Here is a 22,349-nt window from a genome sequence, read left to right as displayed (position 1 = left end):
GAGGAAAAGGAAATGCAACGTCGGCTCTCTGCGCATAGCCGACGCTTGGACATTCGTTCAAACGACCAAGCGCACCAGAGGCAGACTGGGAAACTTGCGTCAGGTGCAGAACACTAGCCAGGTGTGGCGCTGGCGTTTGTCCGCTGCTAGTTGTGCTGTATAGTCTGGTGCGTATGTTGAAGATATTTAATCATCGCAAGCTAAGCAACAAAGGTGAATACCAGTGAAAGCAAATGAAACCCGTGTTGATAAGTTCATGGCTTCCAACGAAACAACCTTTGCCATACCAGTCTATCAGAGGAATTATGACTGGACAAAAGTTCAATGCCAGCAGCTATTTCGGGACATCTTAGAGGTTGGACGCAACGACGACCAAGGAGCTCACTTCATTGGGAGTATAGTTTATGTACACGATGATGTTTATGCTGCTTCAGGCTTAACAGAACTTACCGTGATTGACGGACAACAGCGCCTTACAACACTAACTCTTCTCTATGTTGCAATCTATCGTTTCGCCTTGGCGGATGGCAATGACGCGCTCGCTCAAAGAATATTTAAGACCTACTTGATCAATGAGTTCTCTAGCGAGACGGAGAAGTTAAAACTAAAGCCAACTGACAACAACAAGCTTGCTCTCGCGCAAATATTAGATCCCGATGAATCGACAAAAGTCCCCGGTTTCTCAAGGCTAGTGGAGAATTTTCGTCTTTTTCAGGGACTTATTTCCGCAGAGAACCTCGATGTAATTCTGCGTGGAATGGCAAAGCTAATATTCGTGGATATTGCTTTGGATAGACAAAAGGATAACCCACAACGAATTTTTGAAAGCTTGAACTCTACGGGTCTGGAACTTTCTCAGGCCGATTTGATCCGAAACTATATCCTAATGGGCTTGCCGCGTGTAGCTCAAGAGAAGCTCTTTCGGTCGTACTGGGAGCCAATTGAGACAAATGCAAAAAACCAAACAACAAATGAAAGCAAGGTGTCGGACTTCATTCGCGATTATCTGACGATGAAGACCAAAGTCATCCCGAATAAGTCGGCAGTTTATGATAAATTTAAGGATCGTTTCCCAGAACCAAATTCAGGGGACCTCAAATCTGCCCTCGAAGAGTTACGAACGCTCTCAGAAGTCTACAATAAGCTACTTAATCCATCAAAGGAGTTGGATGACGACATTAAGAGCAGCCTGATGCACATCAATGCGCTAGAGATTAACGTTGCATACCCGTTTCTTATGAAAGTGTATCAAGATTTTGTCGAAGGGATAATTGACAAACCTACTTTCATTGCTGTTTTGGAAATAACACAAGCATTTGTCTGGCGCCGTTTTGTGATGGGCCTACCAACAAATGCTCTAAATAAAATATTTATGACACTTTATGAACGTGTCAATCCAGAGGAATACTTGAGCTCAATAGAACGGGCCATAATGCAGAAGACAGGAAGCCAACGCTTTCCTCGCGATGCTGAGGTTATATCATCCTTTAAAGACAAAGATATGTATAACACAAAGGCAAAAACCAGAGCTTACTTTTTTGATAAGATTGAAAACCACAAGAACAAAGAACACGTAGACGTCAGCTCATCTGATATCACAATTGAGCACATTTTTCCTCAAAACCCTGATGCTATTTGGAAACGTTCACTAGACTCTGAAGAGTATTCAGCTCTTGCGGAAAAGTACCTCAACACCGTTGGGAACCTTACCCTGTCAGGTAATAATGGCAAGCTTGGAAACAAAAGCTTTGAGGCAAAAAGGGAAATGAACATTGATGGGGGTGAAGAAGGGTATAGATTTAGCCGCTTATGGCTAAACCGTGATCTAAAGGACTGTGCAAACTGGGGCGTTTCGAAAGTTGAGGAGCGCGCAAAGGCTATTTCAACCAGATTTTTAGAGATTTGGCCCGAGCCAGTTGTGGACATGATTTCTGACGGTGTTTTGGAAGAGGTCAACATATTTGACGCGGAAGAACCAAAATTTAAGAAACTAGAATACGCCGTCTTCTTTGGAAGTAAACTTGTCTTGTCCCAAGTGGCCAAATTGTACGTTGAAGTGTTTAGACAGCTTATTGATCTACAGCCAGACGCGTTTTACGGAACAAGTCTTGGCGAGCGAATCCAGCTGACTGATGATAGCAAAGTTCTTCGGCAAGCATTGCAGATCAGCGATCGCTATTATGTTGAAGGAAATATTGATAGTACGAATAAGTTTGATCGCATTAAATTGGCCCTTTCAGAGTTGGGCATTGAGGATGAGCTATCAATCAAATATTTGTAAGCGTACGCAATCAGTCATTACAACCCATGCGTCATCTCCCGATCCATCTCGACCTCCTGCTCCTCTGTCTCTGTCTCTGCCCTCTCTTCGGCGGCCTTCACTAAGCTCAAGTTCTCCTTCAACTGTGCGTCCAGCGCATTGTAGGTGGCCTCTTCGCTCAGCAACCCACGCAACGCCTGCGTTGATGCGACCTGCGGGGCTTACGGGCAACGTCGCGCATGCAACCTTTGTCCGCATTGTGTGAATTCTCATTTCATCTGATTTTGTGGCTGCATAGAATGTCCGCAATTACGGGCCGCACCGCAGCATTGCGATCATAAGCTGGATGGCCGCTCTAGGCCGTCCTCTGCACAACTTGCGATGTTGCTACTTCGACAAGCTTCAAGCTCGGCGCGGTCAGTAAGGGCTCCTAGCCGACTTCTGACAACTTCGCTCAGGGACGGTAGCGTGGTGTCCACCACCCTGCTTCCATCGGGTATCTTATGTTAGGTGCAGAATACTAGTGCGACGCTATGACCTTGCTGGCAACCGCTGGACGAGGCATCCTGCGCCGAACTCTTTAATCCGCGATTTTCTGAAGTAAAAATTTGAAAGTTATATCTCTATGGCCACTACAGCACATCGTTCCGGAACATATTTGGCTGTGCTGGCAGCTCTCGGCCTTACCCATCTGCTGAACGATTTAATGCAGTCGTTGATCCCAGCCGTCTACCCGATCTTGAAGGCCGCATATGGACTGGATTTCACTCAGATCGGTATGATCACACTTACCTTCCAGCTAGCTGGCGCGTTACTACAGCCAGTGGTCGGCATGGCGACTGACCGGCGCCCCGCTCCATATTCGCCGGTCGCAGGTATGATGTTTACTTTAGTCGGTCTAGTTAGCCTCGCATTTGCGCAAAGCTACTTAACCATCCTAATGTCGGTCGCGCTGATTGGAGTAGGATCCTCAATCTTCCACCCTGAAGCAACGCGGACCGCCCGCTATGCCGCAGGAAATCGCCAAGGGTTCGCGCAGGGCATCTTCCAGGTGGGAGGCCAAACCGGCGGCGCGCTCGGCCCAGTTTTCGCCGCCCTAATTATCGTTCCTTGGGGGCAGACGAGCCTTGCTTGGTTCGCGGTTTCGGCCTTAGTTGCAATGGGACTATTGACATGGATTGGGGGCAAACAAAGCCAAATAAGTATAACCTTTGCGACGATGAGAGCAAATCGTCAGCGCGACAGCCTGCGTCCGCAACCAACACGAAGGACCATCGGGATCGGCCTTTTTGTCCTCACTAGCCTAATGTTTACCAAGAACCTCTACGGTGAAAGTTTTCGATCTTTCTACACTTTCTATCTGATCGAGAAGTTCGACTTGTCCATCCCTGCTTCGCAAATGATGCTGTTCGTTTTTCTTTTCGCGGCGGCAGCCGGGGTCTTGATCGGCGGGATCCTCGGAGACCGCATCGGACGACACCGTATCATCTGGATTTCAATCTTGGGCCCTTTGCCTCTGACGCTAATTTTGCCTTACGTTGATTTGTTTTGGACAGGCGCACTGACCATCATGATTAACATTATAATGGCCAGTGCGTTTGCCTCTATCTTAATTTATGCGATGGACCTACTCCCGAACCGAATTGGCCTCATTGGCGGCCTGTTTTATGGACTGAACTTCGGATTAGCAGGTGTTGCTGCGGCACTTCTTGGTGGTTTAGCCGACAACTATGGCGTTGAAACGCTATATCGACTTTGTTCAGTGCTCCCTCTGGCGGGGCTGCTAACTTGGTTTCTCCCGAGAATTGAGAATGACGGCTAAGCGCATACTCAGCGCGCAAAACGGTGAGACCTTCTCGAAACTAAGGATTATCTGCAAAGTCAAACGACTCTTCCCAAAGCGCCGGCACCTCCCGGGTACATTATGAACTTCGGAGCGCCATTGTGATATTGCGCAACACTACATGTTGTTGAGCAGAAGTTAAAAATATACTAAACTAAGGGTGGCATTCGAAATTGTCCGATTCGACTAAGGGGCAATTAACTCAGGTTTTTATCGGAACTTAGGAGCTACTTTAATGACTGTAGAGACTTTTCATTTTAAGGTCGCCAATGGCGATATGAACCTGATCAAGACTAACAGCGGTCGCTTCATCCTTATTGATATTAATATCAGTACATCCGCTGATGACGAAAATGGAGATGCGCCGGATGTAGGGGCGCAACTCCGAGACACTCTCGACCGCGACAGCGACGGACGGCTTTTCATAGATGCGTTCATGTTAACACATCCAGACATGGATCATTGCTCCGGCCTAGCGAACTACTTTCACCTTGGCAACATCGACGATTGGTCTGCTGAAGACGACAAGATTGTCATTCGTGAGATGTGGTCTTCCCCCATTGTTTTTAAGCGCGCAAGCAGTGCCAACAAGCTTTGCGCTGATGCGAAAGCCTGGGCAACAGAAGCTCGCCGCCGCGTGGAAATGTTTCGTCGAGGTGAAGTCATTGTAGACGGGAGCAGAATCTTGATCTTGAGCGAGGACGCAAACGGCAAAACGGATGATTTGACCGATATTTTGATTAGAACAGGAGAGACATTCTCTGTCATTTGTGGCGAAGTGGATGACAGTTTTAAAGTCGTTCTACTTGGCCCGCTCCCGGTCACTGACGATGAAAATGAAGAAGAGATCCTCAGTAAGAACAACTCCAGCGTCATTACACAGTTTACGCTTGCGACCGGCGACAAAGACAACTCTGCCCAATACTTGTTTGGCGGTGACGCCGAAGTCGCTATTTGGGAGAAAATCTGGGCTGACTATTCAGACACTCCAGAGGTTCTTGCATATGATGTTTTAGTCGCGCCGCATCATTGCTCGTGGCGGTCGTTGTCTTACGACAGTTGGTCCAAGAAGGGGAAAGACGCAGTCGTTTCTAATGATGCACGGTCTGCTCTTTCACAAGCCAACGGCGGAGCGATAATTCTAGCAAGTAGTAAGACTGTTGTGGATGATGAAAATGATCCACCCTGTATCCGTGCAAAGTATGAATACGAGAACATCCTAGGCTCTGCGGCTATCAACGGCGAGTTCCGGTGTTTGCAGGACGAAAAGGGCGACAAGCCATTCAAGATGGAAATTACCAAATATGGCCCTAAGGTAGTTACCTTAAAAATGGCTGCCGCAATTTCCTCATCGTCTGCGCTTGGTGTTGAGGCACATGCTCATGGTTCTGGATCGCATGAGGCATGAGCCCTCGCAATGGTGAACACTGAAGATCTTCTGGCGCTACCTGTTGCCATCGCGCGTGCGGTTCGTTCGCTAGACAAACACCCCCAGGTCGTAGGAATAGATATTGCGTCTAGGGCTGACGTTGAAAGTTCTGTGGACGTGACCTTGCAAATTAGGTTGGAGCTTCCTTCTCGATTCCGAGGTGAAAGCCCTTCTGGCGTTCGGCGTGTCGAAGCGGTCAAATTCTCGTTTCCTGTATCGTACCCATTATACGCCCCCCGCCCGAGCCTCCGCGATGATTTTGATCGATCCCACCCACATTTGCAGCCGAATGCGAGTGGTGCGCCCCCCGAACCGTGTCTTGTGTTCGGCTCTCCACGCGAGCTCATTCAATCTGGTGGCGGCATTCTTGCCCTTCTCCAGCAACTGCTGGATTGGCTTGATCGCGCAGCAATGCTGGAGCTGAATGACCCAGACCATGGCTGGGAATTCGTTCGGCGCGATCACCTGAACGACCTTATCGTCGGGGATGCTTCAAAAATTAGAGGCTTGGTTAAACGCACATCTGGTGCGGCTTGGCATCGTACGTGGGTTCTCGCGCAGTTTGGTCAAACTGACCCCTATTATCGGATCAGTTTCAAAGGCGATGAACAAGTCAAGATGGTTGAAGAGACTCTCGCCTCTCTTGGGCCAAGGACTGAGAAAGACGAGGAATGGACAGGGTTCAGCCTTGGATTGAGTGTTTGGCCTGGTAAAAATCCAGATGGTACGGCTGTTGTCAGTGACCAATATCTTCCCGAGACAGTTAGAAGCGTCCAAGAGTTGTACGAACGCGCTCAGCTTTATGGCTGCGGCAAAATATTAGCTGCAAGGATGAAGCGGCTGCGCGCACTGCTTGATGGGTATGTCATCAAAACGGCCTTGCCGGTTACAGTGATATTGATCGCTCGACGCCCGTTCAATCTCGTCGGCCAAACCTCGCCTTTAGAGATCAGCCCGTATGTGATCGAGCTTCAATCTGTCGATGATCTGAAGCCTACATCAGATGCTGTTGTCCGCCTGGCAGGTCATAGAGACTCGATCTCGACAGATGTTTTGCGAAGAACATCGCATGGAGATCCCAGCGATTCATGGTTATCATGGTCGATGCTTGGCTGTGGTAGCTTAGGTTCAAAGATTGCGATGCATCTTGCACGGTCGGGTCGCGCCCCGATGACCGTGATAGACAACGACATCATGGATCCGCACAATTATGCGCGGCATTCCTGTTTACCATACTCCGTAGATCTGGATTCGATGTTTTACTCTTCAAAGGCAGGGGAGTTCGCGCACGACGCCAGCAAACTCGCTCAGGAGACGGTTGGATTTCGGATTGATGCTAACACCGTTCTGCGCACCGAAAAGTTGCGCAGAAAGCTGAAGCTTGAAAAGTCCAAAGCACTTCTGAATACTACCGCGTCTTCAGTGTTGCGCGAGACTTTGAGTTTTACAGGTTGGTCGAAAGGCAAAGCGCCACGCGTGATGGAGGCATGCCTTATGGGTGATAGTGATATAGGTTATTTTTCCGTCTCGGGTCAGGGCTGCAACCCCAACAGCAGCGACCTGATGACGGAGTTTTATCATCACATGCGCCGCGACGACGCGCTCAGATCTAAAGTAATGGGGCAAAGCGCAGACGAAATCGTCATTGGGCAAGGATGCTCGAGCCTCTCAATGATTGCATCAGACGCACGCCTTTCTACGTTGACTGCACCGCTCGCGACGCTGACCGGCAACGTACTATCCGGAAAATCTGTGAATGAAATTGGGCAATTCAACATTGGTCGTCTTCATGCTGACGGAATTTCGCAGAGATGGGAAAGCCACAGTGTTGAACCCTACACAGTCGTGAAGGGGTCCGCGAATAACGCGGTTTATACACGGCTTGCGCGTCGGGTTACGACTGAGATTGACGCTGAAATTAAGCGCAAACCGGGCTCCGAAACAGGCGGCGTCTTGGTAGGGCGCTTCTCGGCTATTGGTAACGTCTTTCAAGTCGTCGATACCATTGCGGCTCCCCCGATAGTAAATTCTCAGCAGCGGAATTTGTGCTGGGTATTGAGGGGTTAAGTGATCAGCTTGAGCAATTATCGAAATCATCAGGCAACACGCTCTACGCGTTGGGTACGTGGCACAACCATCTCGCCTCCACTGGCCCGTCTACGACTGATTTTAGTACAGCGGCCAAACTTGCGATTGGACAGCTGTTTCCTGTTCTCATGATCATCAGAACCCCAACTGGGTACCGCCAGTTGGTAACGGAAGCCGTAGGCTTATCTTCTGATCTGGATGGTGGTGCAAATGCATAGTGGTGAAGGTAAAGGTCGGACAGATGAATAAGATGTTGGGTATGGATCGATATGATAGAAATGCGCGTCTAAATCCTGCCCTTCTGACAGTATTGCCCGCACTTCTGTTCGTGTTTGTTTGGTTTCCGGCAGTCTGGACCCAGTTGGGCGCTATCGCGGCCCTTGTGGTGACATGTGGAATCCTATTCGCGTTGTCGCGATTGGCGCGAAAGTCCGGTCGGAATGTTGAGCGCAAGCTGGGGAAAAAGATTGGACGTCTGCATACGGCATCGCTGCTTTCCCTTGCTGACGATAGGTTGCCTAAGACCATGAAAACGAAGTGCAGAACTTACATTGAGACCCATAGCAAAATAGGCTTGCCAAGCCTTGCCGATGAAAGCAACGATGCGAAGGTCGCAGAAGAAGACCGCTTGCTTGCAGTGCGTTGGTTGCTTGAGCATACTCGACCTCAGTCGGAGGCCAGTCTCTTGTTGAACGAGAACATATCGTATGGCTTCACCCGCAATCTATTGGGGCTGAAACCACTGGGCATTCTTGTGACCTCTGCGGTTACACTTGGCAGTGCATATTTTCTGTATGATCTCGAAGTTGGGACAACAGAGTTCGTCCTTGGTGCATTACTCTGTGGGTCTGCATTAGTAGGGTTGTTGATGTGGGTCTTCTTGGTAACGAAGACGTCGGTGATACAGGCGTCTCAGGTCTATGCTGAAAAAATCCTATCACTATGCTTAGAAAACTAAGCAAGACCCGGCCCGGCAGACTTGGAGAGTTCCTTAAAACTTCGTACCTATGATTATGGCCGGGAGTGTCATAAACTTTGTGTATCTGGCCTGGCCCATGCGGGTTTTAGATACAGTCACGCATTGAAGCGATCCTCGAACATTATTGCGAAATGATTGCGGGCCGCAAACCATTCTCGAACATTCCGGCCGCCTTTCTCAAAGTTGCGGATCGCCAAGTAGATCAGCTTCGTGGCTGCGTCCTCGGTCGAGAACGATCCTCGCGTCTTGATCGATTTGCGGATTACACGGTTCAAGCTTTCAATTGCGTTGGTGGTGTAGATGATCTTCCGGATGGCGGGATCAAAAGCAAAGAACGGGATTACTTCCTGCCAAGCTCTGCGCCAAGCCGGTGCGATAGAGGCATATTTCCCGGCCCATTTTTCCTCGAAGGCATCCAACTCCAAGCCAGCTTGATCGGCTGTGGGGGCGCTGTAAATCCGCCGCAGATCAGCGGCCACCTCCTTGCGATCTTTCCAGGCACAGAAGTTCAACGAGTGGCGCACGAGATGGACAATGCACGTTTGCACGACCGTGTCCGGAAAGGCTGCGGTGATGGCATCAGGAAAGCCCTTGAGACCGTCTACGACCGCAATCAGGATGTCTTGCAGCCCACGGTTCTTCAGCTCTGTCATCACCGAGAGCCAGAATTTGGCGCCCTCGTTGTCAGCGATCCAAAGACCAAGAACCTCGCGCACGCCATCCCTGCTGACACCAAGGGCCACGTAGACGGCTTTGTTCTTGACCATGCGGCTATCGGCGTCGCGGATCTTGACCCGTAGAGCGTCAAAAATGACGATGGGATACATCCGGTCCAGCGCCCGGGACTGCCATTCCCGAACCTCGTCCAGCACGGCGTCAGTGACGCGACTGATCAGATCTGGTGACACCTGAAGGCCGTAGACGTCCTCAAGATGAGCACGGATGTCGCGGACCGTCAGACCGGCAGCGTAAAGCCCGATAATCTTGTCATCCATCCCATCAATGCGGGTCTGTCCCTTCTTCACCAGTTCAGGCTCGAAGCTGCCGTCCCGGTCCCGCGGCACAGCGATAGGCAGTTCACCGTCTTGCCCCTTCAACCTCTTGGCAGATGAGCCGTTGCGACGATTGGCCTGATCAGGCGGGGCATCCTTGCCCTCTTCATAGCCCAGATGTGCCGTCAGCTCAGCACCGAGCATCCGCTCCATCAGTTTGATCTTGAGCTCTTTCATTAGCCCGGCATCGCCAAGCAGGTCTTCAGGCCGCTCGCAGCCCTTCAGTAGTTCGTCCAGCAGTTCCTTGGATATGGTCATCGTCCTTGCTCCTCTCAGGAAGCATGGACCAGATCGCAATTACACAGAAGATCGGACACTCTCTTATGGCCGGGATTCACAATTGCCTGAGCTTACTGCCACAAACGACATTCAGTGCCATGATAAGGTCCGCAACTAACCCGAGCATACGACAAATGGGTTGGCGTCGAACACCTTTGAGAAAAGCGCACGCAGCGCGGAAGCATCTAATAGACCGCCTTTGGTTACGGTCATTCCCTGACAAAAGTCGGTTCCGCCAACCGACCCGCACGGGCTTCGCTTCGCTATGCGAAGGCTCCGCTCAGCCCGCGCTACCGGCAGCAGTTACACCGACTCTTGAGGCACCGCTACTATTGTGGAGAAATGGGTTCAATCCCTAGTTTCACGCGCCAGATTTAACCACGTACCGAGGCCAACCTGACGTGCCTCCACAGCAGGTGAACGCTTCACCGCCTTCACAATCGCATCAAACGATCCGATGAAAACCACCTGTTCTTGTGCCCTCGTCAGCGCGGTGTAGACCAGAGACCGATCAACTATCCGACTTGGGAACACGGGGATAATGACCCGGGACCACTGGCTACCTTGCGCCTTATGAACACTGATTGCGTAAGCAAGTTGCAGATATTGCCCATCGTCTCCTGTCAGTTCATGTACGCATCCATCTAAAACAACCTTGATCCAGTGACCTTCGATCTCGAGAACGCGGCCTAACGCCCCGTTTGTCAGCCCGCGCCGAGTGTCGTTCTGCGTCCAGATAACTGGTTCGCCCTCTGCGATATGCCCTGTGCCGGGCCATACACGCGGGTTTTTCCGCAAGGCACGGTGGTGAAAGAAGATGTTGATCTGACCGATCTCGCGATTTGTTGGCGCGATAATCTGGACATTATCACGACTAGTCCCGTGCTCTTTCAGGACAGCACCGATCCGCAAGATTTCATCACAAAGATCTTTTTGCTCGCACCCAGTGAATGTCACGCCGGATTGCGCTCGCTTAAATGCTGGGACTTTGGCAATCACTCCGTTTCGCAAATCTTCGGCCAACGCAGGGATGCCAGTTCGCTCATCTTGGCGATGGACCCTATCTAAGACGACTCGGCAAACTTCATGATCGATAGCAAGCGTGTGAAAAACGACGCCTGGACTGACCGGTGGAAGCTGAGCCGGATCACCGCACAAGATCAAGCTGGCATCACCAAGCCGTCTCAGGATACGCCAAACCTCAACAAGACCCAACATCGACGCTTCATCAGCGATCAGAACGCAATCCTGATCGAGTGGTAAGCCTGACTTCTCCTGCTCAATCAAGAAGCGCGCAACAGTGATAGCTCGACGACCGGTGGCCTCACTTGCACGTTGTGCCGCGCGCCCAGAGAGTGTCACGATCAACGGCGCTTTACCAATCGCCTCCTGAGTCTCACAGACAGCTCTGAGGACAGTAGTCTTGCCGGACCCAGCAAAACCAGCAAGGATCAACAGGCGATGTCTATGACTCATACGGACTGCTTCCTCCTGTCCTTCGGTCAGCAGGAACGGCTGCGCTTCATTATAGTCTGCAATCAATTCATCGAGCGCTGCTGGTTCGCTGATCCCAGAAACGGGTGAGTCAGGAGCCAGCTTGGCGAGCCTTAGAGCGCAGTCAGCCTCCATGTATGCAGCACCCGGTGGCTGCAACTCTCCCGCGAGCCTCACAGCCGCTCCGGCGCGCACAGACGCGGCAACGAGATCTGAGCTCACCTTGTGCCCCAGAAGCTCCTCAGCGCCCTCAAGAGCTCCTTTGGATGCCATCAAGGTTGAACCGGCACCAAGACAAGCTTTCCCCGCCAACGTAGCTTCCACAGCGCCCACCTCACGCCGAGCGTCTTTCGCGTCGACACCAAGGGCTTTGCCGATCTCGTCAGCCGTCCGCCAGTCAGCTACTGCCATTAGCAAATAGGGGTTCCGCTTGACCGCATCGACGCCCTCCCGGCCCCACGCTCTTGCTAAACGAATTGCTTTATAGGCTGGGATGTCTGCCTTGATGCTTTCCAGCCAGGTAAGAAAATCACTTTCTGGCAGGCGAGTTTCAAGTACGGCGGCGGCATTGATTGCATGCTCTTCACCGATGATTTCGATAATGCCATCGTCCTGAGCCAAGATAGCCTCCGAAAGGCGTGACCCGAAAGCCTCTACGAGCGCAGCCGCCCGCTGAGGCCCAATATTTGTAAAGGCACGCTCCCGCGCCAGATATTGCGCGAAAAATATCGAGCTATTTTGCACCCGATCAGCAACCGGATCCAACTTTACGCTCATGCGAGGCCAGGCACAATTCTACCGCCAGATGCGATCAGCTCAGCCACCTCGTCACCGCGCATCATCTGCGCACGAAGCCTAGCGTTTTCGGCTCTCAATTCCGCATTCTTCCGCTCAGCTGCCGCAAGTTGCCTTTGAACACCATGGAGTCTAGCGATTGATACCATCTGGCTGTTGTCCACGGGCGCACCGTCGTCCTCCTCCACAACCCGGCCTTGGCGAGAATAAGAGAAACCTTGTGCTGTAGCATATTCCATCAGCGCCACTTTAATTTCAGGATGGCGGTGGAGTTGTGTTCGACTAACACCGGAGGCAGCGAGGATTTCGCCTAATTTGAGGGCCGTGCCGTCATTGGGAAGCTGTCTTCCGGAAGCTTCAACAACACGGATCAGATCAGTAACCGCCGCAAGGCATCTCTGTTTTTTTGACTGAGCCATGACTTACCTGCTATTGGTGGGGCTGTAGCTTACCGGCCTTGGTGGCCGCTGCATGTTTTCAATCGGAACTCCAAGGCGAGCCGCGTTATCTAAAACTGTAGCGAGAAGTTCAGTTTGCTGTTGCAAGCGCCTTTCAAGGTCCGCGATATATGTGGCTGGATCAGGCGGAAGTTTGCTTTTCGCAGCTTTTTGGGCCATGGCTTTATTCGTCTTACTGGAGCGAAGCTCGGCCTTCCGATTATCGTATGCGGCTTTGATCTTGGGATTGCGCATCAAGCTAAACTTTGAGTGCGATATATCGAGTTCATCCTTCAGCTTCGCCGTGAGCGCCTCCCACGTAATGCTCCCACGCATTCGTTCAATTACGCTCGAAATGTTGTCTATATCCCTTGAGCTTAAATGCTTAGTCACCCGATTACCTCCAACGGTTTACGGCTTTCAAAAACACGCCGTTGATGACTAAATTCAACGAGAGCGGGAGCGCCAGCATTTGCTATAAATGACCCCACGTTTGCAGGGTCTTCGACAGCTCCAAGCAGGTTTTCTGCGTGCGAAAGCTGGGCCAGCATTGCCTCTTTCATTGCTGGGTTCACCCTGTGACCAGCAACTTCACGCTCACGGATGTTTTCAACAGCAATTTTCCGGCGTTCGACGTCAGCGCGGATCGCTGGCACGTGGGTTTCATGACCTGCAATGCAAACGAGCTTGGTGCAAGTGCTACATGCTCCAACTCGATCGCATGGTTCCATCCGCAGATTACTGGTACAGAATCCAAAGGGCGTAGAATGGATCGACTGACGCACTAATGCTTCACGGTAGGGACCGGTGTCTTGAGTGTCGTCCACAATTTCCGGGGCATTAATGTCGGTGTTGACGCTGTACCCCTTCGATAATATCGACTGAACCACCCCTTCAAGATCAGTATGATCATAATCCTCGTTTTGCATGACCAACTTGCGTCCCGACCATCTAGCGATATGAGCCTGCGGCACGTTCGCACGTTGAGCGATGGTATTTAAGTAATGTCTGATTTGATGGGTGGTGATTTGGGGCACGGATCCATCTGGAAGGTAAACCCCGTTACGCTCGAAAATGTTCAATTCACCTTTGTTGTTTGGGGTCAACCGCCGTCCAAGGGAGGCAGGCAAAAAGCTTTGAACGAGGCATTTCCGCGTATGCAGACGGTTGAATTGGTTCACGAAGTGAGTAGTTAAACATTCGCTATAATCGGCCTTTGTGAGATTAGAGACAATTGGCCAGGCGTTTGGCAGACTTTCTCTCCAGTAGCGTTCCAAGCTTTCAAAACTGTACGTCGCATAGGCTACGCTTTCGAGCCGCTGAAGCATGTCTTTTGTGAGTTTGGACACTCCAAGAATTCTTGCAACTTCAGTTGAGGTAACTATGCCTTTCTCGCGAACATGCTCTAGGTGGTCGGGTAATACAATCTGATCGCTAGAAATTGCTTGAGCAGCAACTTCGCGAGCATCTTTAGTTAGTTCTTTAATCTGTCGGATCGCTTGCTGAGCGACCGGCACCATTTCTTTGGGGATAAATTTTACTTGGGGTTTACCGCCTTTCACGGGCCACCAGCGAAGCCCGTACTTGAACTGCACACCATCGTCGCCTCCCGTAGTCGGCCCTTGAACCACTTCAATATCAACTGGCAGGGAACCAAGTTCTGAGATTCGACATGGTGCGCAGCACATCAAAGCGAGAATGCTGCTGTAGAAAACATCACCTGGTTCCTCCGCAACATGGAACAGCTCAGCGATCGCAAATGCCTCATCACTAGTTAGGTTTTCGCGACTTCTGCGCCGGTTAATGCGAGTTGCTATATGCGTCCTCCGAGATGTCAGAGGGTGGTCCCATGAGGCCAGTTCATGCAGAATTTGCATCTCTGCTAATCGGCGAATAATTCGACGCAATTCATACGCCTGTGTTTTGGGGGACCGACCTTTGCCATAATTATCAATAACATTGTCCAGGTGGCTCTCGGTGCAGTCTAGGATACTTGACCCGCCATCGTTACGCATTTCGTTTTCAAGCTTTTGGATCGAAGAAACCACCATTTGGGTCGTATTGTAATGAAGCTTCTTTGGCCAGTTTTCCTCAATTTTATCAACAACTAAAGCCTTTGCAACTAAGCAAAAGTCGCCCGGAAGCAGCTGAGAATTAGAGCCTGCTGGAGACCCATAATCCTTAAAAGAGAGGGAAAGGGATTGCGCATTAAGTGTTTTTTATTACTGCTGACAAATTCCATCTATCAGCATCGAAATTGACCTGGGCTTCCGCCAAGATAGGGCTACTACGGGCTCGACAGACAAACTCCGCGACCGCTTTTTGTTGCCTTGATCGAAACTCTGCAACCTTATTCATCATATGCCTCTAACGCCATCTTAGCCGCATGTGTGGCGGCGATGTGACGATCAAGTGATGTCAGATACTCCGTCTGACCATCGTTTGAAGCTGACTTTCTTTTTATCAGCAGCGAGTTCAGCAAAGGGTTTAAATCAGCTGAACGCGACAAACGAAAGCTTGGGCAAGTGAAGCACGCGTAAGGCGCCGACAGCGTTTCGATGGCGGAACACCCGCCTGTAGCACATCCACCTACTTCATTTCCGCTTCCTTCTGCATCTACTATAATTCCGGAGTCTTCAAACTGATCGAGGTGGTTTGCTGAAATTAATTTGCCAAAGAAACGGCCAGCGAAATGCGTGAATTTTCCATCAAGCAAGCTATCCATGATTTGATAATGCTTTGTAGCGAGTTCCACGTAGACCTCACACGATGCAGTATCTGCATGCAGCATCCACGCAGCAATAACTTCCGCGCTGCATCCTTGGAGGGCCAATTGCGTAGCCACCGTATGCCTATCACGACGCGCACTGATGACCATCTTTTCACCTGTTCGCGGGGAGATGATATTGAGTTGCCTCATAGTTAGTTGATAGCGCTCTCCTACGGTAGAACTTGATGCGAAGCCGTTGAAGTTCTGCCCTCCAGTGTGGTGGCGACGGCCATTCCAAGTCTCATGCTCATAAGGGAATAGTGGTAGCTCTTGCCAACCAGAAATTGTAAAATCTTTCGAAAGGCTGGCCACTTCTTCACGTAGAAGGGAGCCATAAAGCATCGGAGCAGGTCGAAAAGGTGAGTGAGATGTTTCAGCATTGGTCTGCTTGTTCACTCTGAAACGCACCCGGACGCTGTGGGCGTCCGATAGATCTATATCTCCTAGCGTAATTTCCGAGCAGGTCACCGGGCGAACACCATACAGCCTGAACGTCATGATCAGCAGGTATCGATGCCGGTCAATTTCGTCGGCCTCGAAGGCAGCTAACAATGCGTTATCGACCGCAAGTATTTCAGCATCAAGATATGGACCTCTGGTGGGGTCCAGGGTCATAACAACGTCCTGCGTATCTATTTCCTGATAAGATACCCCGCCATCGAGTAGATGATCATAAGCATCTTTGGTGAAAAGATTTTTACACCGCTTAAAGAACGCGAATAATTTTCTGCTCAAAGTCGCCTCAAGTGACATGGTCAAAAAATTTAAGTGATCTGTTGTCAGAATCTTAATCGGATCCGAGATCTGACCGCTACGGATTAACATTGTGACTGCCTTTTTCACTCCGGCCAAGTTATTCGCCGCAGTCGCTGTTGCTACTTCTTCCATGCGTTCTGAGAGCACTTGTTTGATAGTGTCAACGAAGAACGGATCGCAGGAATCAGTGAGGTCTCGAAAATCAAACCGTATTGTACGGCCGCCGGAAATAAATGGCCCCCAAACATCCGCTTTCTGGTTGTACTGCTCCCCGCTTGCAGCGCGCCGGATAGTTCTTCCAACTGGCGCTAGCGTACTTTTCAGCTTAATATCCATACTTTTTCCTCTCACTCCACTTCAAGGCCACGCTCGGTCCATAGCTGTTTCATTTGCAGATCAGCTTCTTGATTTGCAGCTTCGCCAAGGTACAATGCAGGCATCTTAGATGTCAGTGACCAGCCTAGTAGATAGGTTGCCGCCTTGCGCCACTCCTCGTTCGTCCAACCCTGCTCGCGCGCCAATTTAGCTAGTTCGCGGACATAAAGGTGGCGTAATTGGTGGGCCCCAAATGGTTTAATACCGGCTGCCACGCATACCTCACGGATCATCTGATCAACGGCCATCCGGGACATGGGCTGCCCGGCATATCTTGGATCTCGCGTAAGGTTTACGAAGAGGAATGCCTGCGGATTGTGAGCGGTCAGTTCGTCCTGAACATCAAGCCACTCCATAAGCAATTCCCAAGTCTCACGGGAGAGACGTAACTGACGATCATAGGTTTTTAGCGTTGGGTTGTTCTTACGAGGGTCATCCGGATCGTTGTGGCGGCGCGCGAACTGAACCATCTGCTTGCCGGTGACCAAATCAGTGTCCTTGATAGCTAACAATTCGGACACGCGACCGCCAGTTTGCAATAAAAGCTTAATCAGTAACTCATTCCGTAGCGCTCGATCTTTGTTCTTAGGCCAGAGATCATTGCGGTGCAGAGAAGAGAAGAAGACGGCAAACTGACTCACTTCATCAGGAGTGGCTTGTTGCATCCGTGATCCAATAGTTTTCCGCAAGTTGCCAACCACCTGTTGCGAGATTGAACCAAGAGCATAGACATTCTGGCGACGGCCAGTGGTGCTTCGGCCCGGGGAGAGACGCTCCCGCCGCTGCTCCATCAGATTGTCAGTAGCTTGCCCGGTTTTTGGAGCACAAGATTTCCGTAGGATCCCAACCACATCAGGTAGTTATTGATGTAGATCCGGCGCAGGTTTTCAGTTCCTGCACTGACAGGCTCGCATGCGCTGAGAAACCGGTTCAGGTCCGCTGGTCGAGCTATGGTCAACGTTGCCAAATCTTTTCGCTTAAGACCAATGTAATACAACATGTCTTCCACCTGCTCATGTGAAAGGCAGCTACCAAAGACCATCTCCCGCTCGACGTTTACTCCAGATATCACCGACCAAAGTCGCATTGGGATAAGGCAGTTCAGTGCAGTGGAGCGCGTGTTCGGTGTAAACTGAGCCCGCCTTGCAGCGCTCCACATCATTGAATAAGCGTCCAAGCCCTCACCACTAAGGTACGGCAGGCGTTCGCCTGCCAAATTACCATCGGTCCTGATAAGGCTATGGAGCTTCAAAAACATCACCCTAGCTACAATAAACTGTTCACTTTCTTAAAGCAAAATGAGGGTAACCCAAAAATTTTGCAAATAAAATCCGGATTCGTAGAAATTATAAATTTTTCGGTAGTTTATGGGATTAAACAGCAAGAATGGGTCGATGCTTGACGTAATTTTGAAAATAGGTCTTTAGCGCCAGTGCGAGGGCAAAGAACATGTGATCCAGCACATAAAGCGTCGCCGCGATCACCACGCCCCAGCCGAGGTAATAGACACCGCCGTAAGCGAGAAAGACAAGGATCAGCCCGACATATTCGACCGTGAGCGTCCGGCGTTCGCCAAAATGGCCAACCGCGCGCCCCATCAGCGGAGCAAAGATCATATTGGCCACGAGGTTAATGAGATAGAGCATGGTGATCTCATGCACTTCAAAACCGAAGCGTTCGACCATCATAAAGCCCGCGAAGACCACGAAAATCTGCCGCCGCGCGCCTGACATGAATTGCAGCGCGTAATAGAGCCAGTAGCGCTTGCGCAGGATCATCTTTTTGTTCTGCACCGTGGGCGCTTCGAACTGTGGATAGGCCAGCATGGCGATGATGGCCACGGCAACGGTGACGCCGCCGCCGATCATGTAGACGATGCTGTAGCTGAGGTTCAGCGTTTCCCACAGCGCCATGATCGCCAGATAGGCCACCAGCGTCGCCAGCGATCCAGCCGCCATAAGCCAGCCGATCATGCGCGGCGCGTCTTCGATCTTAAGCCATTGAAGTTGCAGCGATTGATTCACCGTCTCGTAGTAATGGAACCCGATCGAGCTGAGCATGGTGATCGTCAGGATACCGCCCATTGAGGGGAAATAAGCCGTGATGGCCGTCGCCGCGCCGAGCAGCGCGAGCGAGATCAGCCCCAGCACCTGTTCGCGGACAAAGAGCAAGATCGCGATGACCCCGATGGCCAGAAAGCCGGGAATTTCGCGCACCGTGTGCAGCAGGCCGATGTCGGACCCGTCGAAGTCTGCCACCTCGATGACGAAGTTATTCAGCAGCGCCGACCATGTGTTGAAGGCGATGGGCATGGCCAGCGCCATGAGGAACAGCAGAGCCACGGGGCGGCGCCAGAACGGCAGGCCCTTGGCCTCTTCGAGGGTGATGAAACGGGTCATGCGGATTTATTACGCCGGGGTTCTGGGAATGGCGAGAGAAAAGGCAAACGCTGAGCCGGGCAGTGCCAGACCGGGGGCTGGCGCATATAATTTCTCAGCTGGGCACTTTATGGCTGCAACGCATGTGACACATACGCAAGCCGCCACTCCGATTGCAAAAGCGCCAGACCATGGGACGGTCTGGCGCTGCCCGGCGGCCTTACAGCCTTGTTTCCGGGCTGTTGCGTATAACTCGGTAGGTCGCGACCCAAAGCTCTGTGGCGGTACCTTACTCCGCGGCCAACGCGCACCACGGCCCGGAACAATTAAGTGGCAATGGCACTGTCCGGTCGCCAACCCGCAGGCAGGCGCCGGCTCTCATCCTGCGATGGCTAAAGCCTCAATAAAAACTTTGAGGATCGATATCCACGGCCAGCCGCAAATCCCCCTTCAGCCGCAGCGCACCAACCCACTTGCTCAGCGCCTCCTGCAGCGCCACGCCCTTATCTGCCTTGACCAACAACCGCACCCGATGCCGCCCGCGCACCCGTGCGATCGGCGCGGGCGCGGGGCCAAAACCTGCGCCCCCACCGCCCTGAGCGGCCCGTCATGCCGCGCCAGATGGTTGCCCAGATCAAACACCGCCGCCGCATCGCTGCCGCTGAGGATGATCCCTGCCATACGGCCGTAAGGCGGCACCCCGGCCTGCCGCCGCTCGCCTGCCTCGGCGGCCCAGAACTTCTCCTCCTCGCCCGCTAGAATCGCCCGGATCACCGGATGCTCGGGCTGATAGGTCTGCAAAAGCGCCGCCCCCGGCGCTTCGGCCCGTCCGGCCCGGCCCGCCACCTGCCGCATCAGCTGAAACGTCCGCTCCGCCGCGCGCAGGTCCGACCCGGTGAGGCCTAAGTCCGCATCAATCACCCCTACCAACGTCAGCTTGGGAAAGTTGTGCCCTTTGGCCACCAACTGCGTCCCGATGATGATGTCTGCCGTTCCTTCGGCGATCCCCGCAATCTCGGCCTTGAGCGCCCGCGCCGAGCCGTACATGTCCGAACTCAATGTCGCGATCCGCGCCTCGGGCCAAAGAGCCGTGGCCTCTTCCCCCAGCCGTTCAACCCCCGGCCCGATGGGCGCAAGCTTGCCCTCCACTTTGCACGAAGGACAGGCTTCTGGCATCGGCTTGGTCTCACCACACTGATGGCAAACCAATCGCTTCAGAAACCGATGCTCCACCATCCGCGCGTCACATTGATCACAGCCAATCTGCTCGCCACAGGCACGACACAGCGTAATCGGCGCATAGCCGCGACGGTTGATGAACAGCATCGCCTGTTCGCCGCGCTCCAGCCGCGCATCGACCTCGCGCTTCATCTCGCCCGAGATCCATTTATCCCCCGGCAAACCCGCCTGCCGCATGTCAATCGCGCCCATCTTCGGCATCACCGCCGGACCAAAGCGCGAGGTCAGTTCCAGCCGCCGATACTTGCCCGCCTCTGCATTGGCCCAAGTCTCAAGACTGGGCGTCGCACTGGCCAGCACCACCTGCGCCCCGCAGATTGACGCGCGCAGCACCGCCATGTCGCGGGCGTTATAAAGCACCCCATCCTCTTGTTTGTAAGACGTGTCATGCTCTTCATCCACGACGATCAGCCCGAGGTTCTGGAACGGCAGGAACAGCGCTGACCGCGCACCGATCACCAATTGCGCATTGCCCTGCCCCACCATGCGCCAAATGCGGCGGCGTTCGGTCATGGTGACACCGGAATGCCATTCGGCAGGCTTCGCGCCAAAGCGCTCCTCGACCCGGTCGAGAAACTGTTCGGTCAGCGCGATTTCCGGCAGGAGGACCAGCGCCTGCCGCCCGGATTGCACGGCGGCGGCGACGGCTTCGAGATAGACCTCAGTCTTGCCCGATCCGGTGACCCCGCGCAGCAGGGTCGTGCCATAGGTCTCTGCCTTGATCCCTTCGCGCAAAACCGCCGCCGCTGTCGCCTGATCCTCGGTCAGTGCCTTGCCGGGCAACGATGGATCCAGCCGCCGAAACGGCAGATCGCGGGGGCTTTCCTCTTCGCGCACGGCACCTTGATCGACCAAACCTTTGACCACCGAAGAGGTGACCCCGGCAATCTCCGACAACTCCTTTAGCGTGAAGGCCAGATCGCCGTATTCCTCCAACACCGCCATCACGCGCTGGCGCGCGTCGGTCATGCGGGTCGGCAGGCCCTCGCCCGCGCGGTAAATCTTGCGCATCGACGGCGGATCGCCCAAACCCGGCGCACGGGTGGCCAGCCGCAGCATCGCGGGCAGTGGGGTCAGCGTATAGGCGGCGGACCGCAGCAAAAACTCGCGCATCTCATCGCGCATCGGCGGGGCGTCCAGCACACGGATCACATGGCGCACCTTGTTGATGTCGTAATCCCCGGCCCCCGGCCCCCAGACCACGCCCATCACCTTGCGCGGGCCCAATGGCACCTCGACAAACGCCCCCGCATGGCAGCCGCCCTCGGGCGCACGATAGTCCAGCGCGCGGCCCAAAGGCTGGGTGGTCATCACCGAGAGCAACTCGCCATGATGGTAGAATTCAGCCATGTCTGCCGCATGCTCCGCGTCGCTAGGGGGAATTGAGGCTTTAAGCATCGCAGATCATGCGGTAAAGCCAAGGCAAGCAATAGACCTGTTAGCGATCACATTCCAACCCGGAAGGAAAGCCCATGAAATTCTTCGTAGATACAGCCGAGATCGACGCCATTGCCGAACTCAATGACCTTGGCATGGTCGACGGCGTGACAACCAACCCCTCCCTGATCCTGAAATCAGGCCGCAACATCCTTGAGGTCACCAAAGAGATTTGTGACCTCGTCGACGGCCCCGTTTCCGCTGAAGTGGTGGCGCTGGAAGCCGACGCGATGATCGCCGAAGGCCGCAAACTGGCCGAGATCGCCGACAACATCACCATCAAGCTGCCGCTGACATGGGACGGGCTGAAAGCCTGTAAGGTTCTGTCGGGCGAAGGTCACATGATCAACGTGACGCTCTGCTTCTCGGCGAACCAAGCGCTGATTGCTGCTAAAGCTGGCGCGACCTTCATCTCGCCCTTCATTGGCCGTTTGGACGACATCAACCTCGATGGCATGGACCTGATCCAAGACATCCGCACCATCTATGACAACTACGGGTTCGAGACGCAGATCCTCGCGGCCTCCATCCGCAGCGTGAATCACGTGCTCGACGCCGCGCGCATCGGTGCCGACGTGATGACCGCGCCGCCAGAAGTGATCAAGAAACTGGCCTCCCACCCGCTGACCGACAAAGGTCTGGAGCAGTTCATGGCCGATTGGAAAAAGACCGGTCAGAACATCCTCTGATCCGGCCTTAGCGCCAAGACATCAAACCCCTTCAGTCCCTGGCGGAGGG

At 52.8% G+C, this 22,349-nt stretch carries 14 protein-coding genes and 2 pseudogenes; 6 read left to right on the top strand and 10 right to left on the bottom strand.

What is annotated here, in order from left to right:
* Window positions 1–223: 223 nt before the first annotated feature.
* On the top strand, window positions 224–2,281 hold the full coding sequence (locus ACFQAU_RS11455) for a DUF262 domain-containing protein (protein WP_132444344.1): 2,058 nt from the start codon (window positions 224–226) through the stop codon (window positions 2,279–2,281).
* Between the two features lie 17 nt (window positions 2,282–2,298).
* On the opposite strand, the gene ACFQAU_RS11450 is transcribed toward ACFQAU_RS11455, so the two are convergent.
* Window positions 2,299–2,454 carry a hypothetical protein gene (locus tag ACFQAU_RS11450; RefSeq protein ID WP_386282314.1) on the bottom strand — a complete coding sequence of 52 codons (156 nt, stop codon included), beginning with the start codon at window positions 2,452–2,454 and terminating at the stop codon, window positions 2,299–2,301.
* Window positions 2,455–2,885: 431 nt separating this feature from the next.
* Between ACFQAU_RS11450 and ACFQAU_RS11445 the strand changes: the two genes are divergently transcribed.
* The 4 genes from ACFQAU_RS11445 (at window position 2,886) to ACFQAU_RS11430 (ending at window position 8,578) form a co-directional block, all read left to right on the top strand.
* The gene (locus tag ACFQAU_RS11445) at window positions 2,886–4,082 is read left to right on the top strand and encodes an MFS transporter (protein WP_132444343.1); all 1,197 of its coding nucleotides are present in this window, start codon (window positions 2,886–2,888) and stop codon (window positions 4,080–4,082) included.
* Between the two features lie 256 nt (window positions 4,083–4,338).
* Window positions 4,339–5,511 carry a ComEC/Rec2 family competence protein gene (locus ACFQAU_RS11440; RefSeq protein ID WP_132444342.1) on the top strand — a complete coding sequence of 391 codons (1,173 nt, stop codon included), beginning with the start codon at window positions 4,339–4,341 and terminating at the stop codon, window positions 5,509–5,511.
* 9 nt (window positions 5,512–5,520) lie between these two features.
* On the top strand, window positions 5,521–7,599 hold the full coding sequence (locus ACFQAU_RS11435; RefSeq protein ID WP_386282309.1) for a hypothetical protein: 2,079 nt from the start codon (window positions 5,521–5,523) through the stop codon (window positions 7,597–7,599).
* A gap of 262 nt (window positions 7,600–7,861) precedes the next feature.
* The gene (locus ACFQAU_RS11430; protein WP_132444340.1) at window positions 7,862–8,578 is read left to right on the top strand and encodes a hypothetical protein; all 717 of its coding nucleotides are present in this window, start codon (window positions 7,862–7,864) and stop codon (window positions 8,576–8,578) included.
* 116 nt (window positions 8,579–8,694) lie between these two features.
* On the opposite strand, the gene ACFQAU_RS11425 is transcribed toward ACFQAU_RS11430, so the two are convergent.
* The 9 genes and pseudogenes from ACFQAU_RS11425 to ACFQAU_RS11385 form a co-directional block, all read right to left on the bottom strand.
* Window positions 8,695–9,909: an IS256 family transposase gene (locus tag ACFQAU_RS11425; RefSeq protein WP_132444339.1), complete on the bottom strand. Its 1,215-nt coding sequence runs from the start codon at window positions 9,907–9,909 to the stop codon at window positions 8,695–8,697.
* A 369-nt stretch (window positions 9,910–10,278) separates the two neighbouring features.
* On the bottom strand, window positions 10,279–12,201 hold the full coding sequence (locus ACFQAU_RS11420) for an AAA family ATPase (protein ID WP_132444338.1): 1,923 nt from the start codon (window positions 12,199–12,201) through the stop codon (window positions 10,279–10,281).
* Window positions 12,198–12,638, bottom strand: a complete 441-nt coding sequence (locus ACFQAU_RS11415) for a hypothetical protein (RefSeq protein ID WP_132444337.1) — start codon at window positions 12,636–12,638, stop codon at window positions 12,198–12,200. Before ACFQAU_RS11415 ends, ACFQAU_RS11420 begins: the two co-directional genes overlap by 4 nt.
* A gap of 407 nt (window positions 12,639–13,045) precedes the next feature.
* Window positions 13,046–14,707: a hypothetical protein gene (locus ACFQAU_RS11410; RefSeq protein WP_386282303.1), complete on the bottom strand. Its 1,662-nt coding sequence runs from the start codon at window positions 14,705–14,707 to the stop codon at window positions 13,046–13,048.
* 299 nt (window positions 14,708–15,006) lie between these two features.
* Window positions 15,007–16,518, bottom strand: coding sequence for a site-specific integrase (locus ACFQAU_RS11405; protein WP_132444335.1), 1,512 nt, complete (start codon window positions 16,516–16,518; stop codon window positions 15,007–15,009).
* An 11-nt stretch (window positions 16,519–16,529) separates the two neighbouring features.
* A complete protein-coding gene (locus ACFQAU_RS11400; protein ID WP_386282299.1) occupies window positions 16,530–17,348 on the bottom strand; it encodes a tyrosine-type recombinase/integrase in 819 nt (272 codons plus the stop codon).
* Window positions 17,348–17,815, bottom strand: coding sequence for a hypothetical protein (locus tag ACFQAU_RS11395; protein WP_386282296.1), 468 nt, complete (start codon window positions 17,813–17,815; stop codon window positions 17,348–17,350). The genes ACFQAU_RS11400 and ACFQAU_RS11395 overlap by 1 nt, the downstream gene beginning before the upstream one ends.
* Window positions 17,816–17,966: 151 nt before the next feature.
* Window positions 17,967–18,956, bottom strand: a pseudogene (locus ACFQAU_RS11390) (MFS transporter); the annotation flags it as partial.
* Window positions 18,957–19,335: 379 nt separating this feature from the next.
* Window positions 19,336–21,524: pseudogene (locus tag ACFQAU_RS11385) on the bottom strand (primosomal protein N').
* Between the two features lie 122 nt (window positions 21,525–21,646).
* Between ACFQAU_RS11385 and fsa the strand changes: the two are divergent.
* Entirely contained in the window at window positions 21,647–22,300 is a 654-nt protein-coding gene (gene fsa, locus ACFQAU_RS11380; RefSeq protein WP_067623130.1) for a fructose-6-phosphate aldolase, read from the top strand.
* Window positions 22,301–22,349 lie beyond the last annotated feature (49 nt).

This window comes from Sulfitobacter profundi, from assembly GCF_042661425.1.
Taxonomy (GTDB): domain Bacteria; phylum Pseudomonadota; class Alphaproteobacteria; order Rhodobacterales; family Rhodobacteraceae; genus Sulfitobacter; species Sulfitobacter profundi.
This window is presented reverse-complemented; position numbering and strand designations above follow the sequence as displayed.

Coding starts and splice junctions, on each gene's coding strand:
- ACFQAU_RS11405 (WP_132444335.1), bottom strand. CDS start 16,518: ATGGATATTAAGCTGAAAAGTACGCTAGCGCCAGTTGGAAGAACTATC.
- ACFQAU_RS11430 (WP_132444340.1), top strand. CDS start 7,862: ATGAATAAGATGTTGGGTATGGATCGATATGATAGAAATGCGCGTCTA.
- ACFQAU_RS11400 (WP_386282299.1), bottom strand. CDS start 17,348: ATGGAGCAGCGGCGGGAGCGTCTCTCCCCGGGCCGAAGCACCACTGGC.
- fsa (WP_067623130.1), top strand. CDS start 21,647: ATGAAATTCTTCGTAGATACAGCCGAGATCGACGCCATTGCCGAACTC.
- ACFQAU_RS11445 (WP_132444343.1), top strand. CDS start 2,886: ATGGCCACTACAGCACATCGTTCCGGAACATATTTGGCTGTGCTGGCA.
- ACFQAU_RS11435 (WP_386282309.1), top strand. CDS start 5,521: ATGGTGAACACTGAAGATCTTCTGGCGCTACCTGTTGCCATCGCGCGT.
- ACFQAU_RS11420 (WP_132444338.1), bottom strand. CDS start 12,201: ATGAGCGTAAAGTTGGATCCGGTTGCTGATCGGGTGCAAAATAGCTCG.
- ACFQAU_RS11440 (WP_132444342.1), top strand. CDS start 4,339: ATGACTGTAGAGACTTTTCATTTTAAGGTCGCCAATGGCGATATGAAC.
- ACFQAU_RS11395 (WP_386282296.1), bottom strand. CDS start 17,815: ATGTTTTTGAAGCTCCATAGCCTTATCAGGACCGATGGTAATTTGGCA.
- ACFQAU_RS11425 (WP_132444339.1), bottom strand. CDS start 9,909: ATGACCATATCCAAGGAACTGCTGGACGAACTACTGAAGGGCTGCGAG.
- ACFQAU_RS11415 (WP_132444337.1), bottom strand. CDS start 12,638: ATGGCTCAGTCAAAAAAACAGAGATGCCTTGCGGCGGTTACTGATCTG.
- ACFQAU_RS11410 (WP_386282303.1), bottom strand. CDS start 14,707: ATGGTGGTTTCTTCGATCCAAAAGCTTGAAAACGAAATGCGTAACGAT.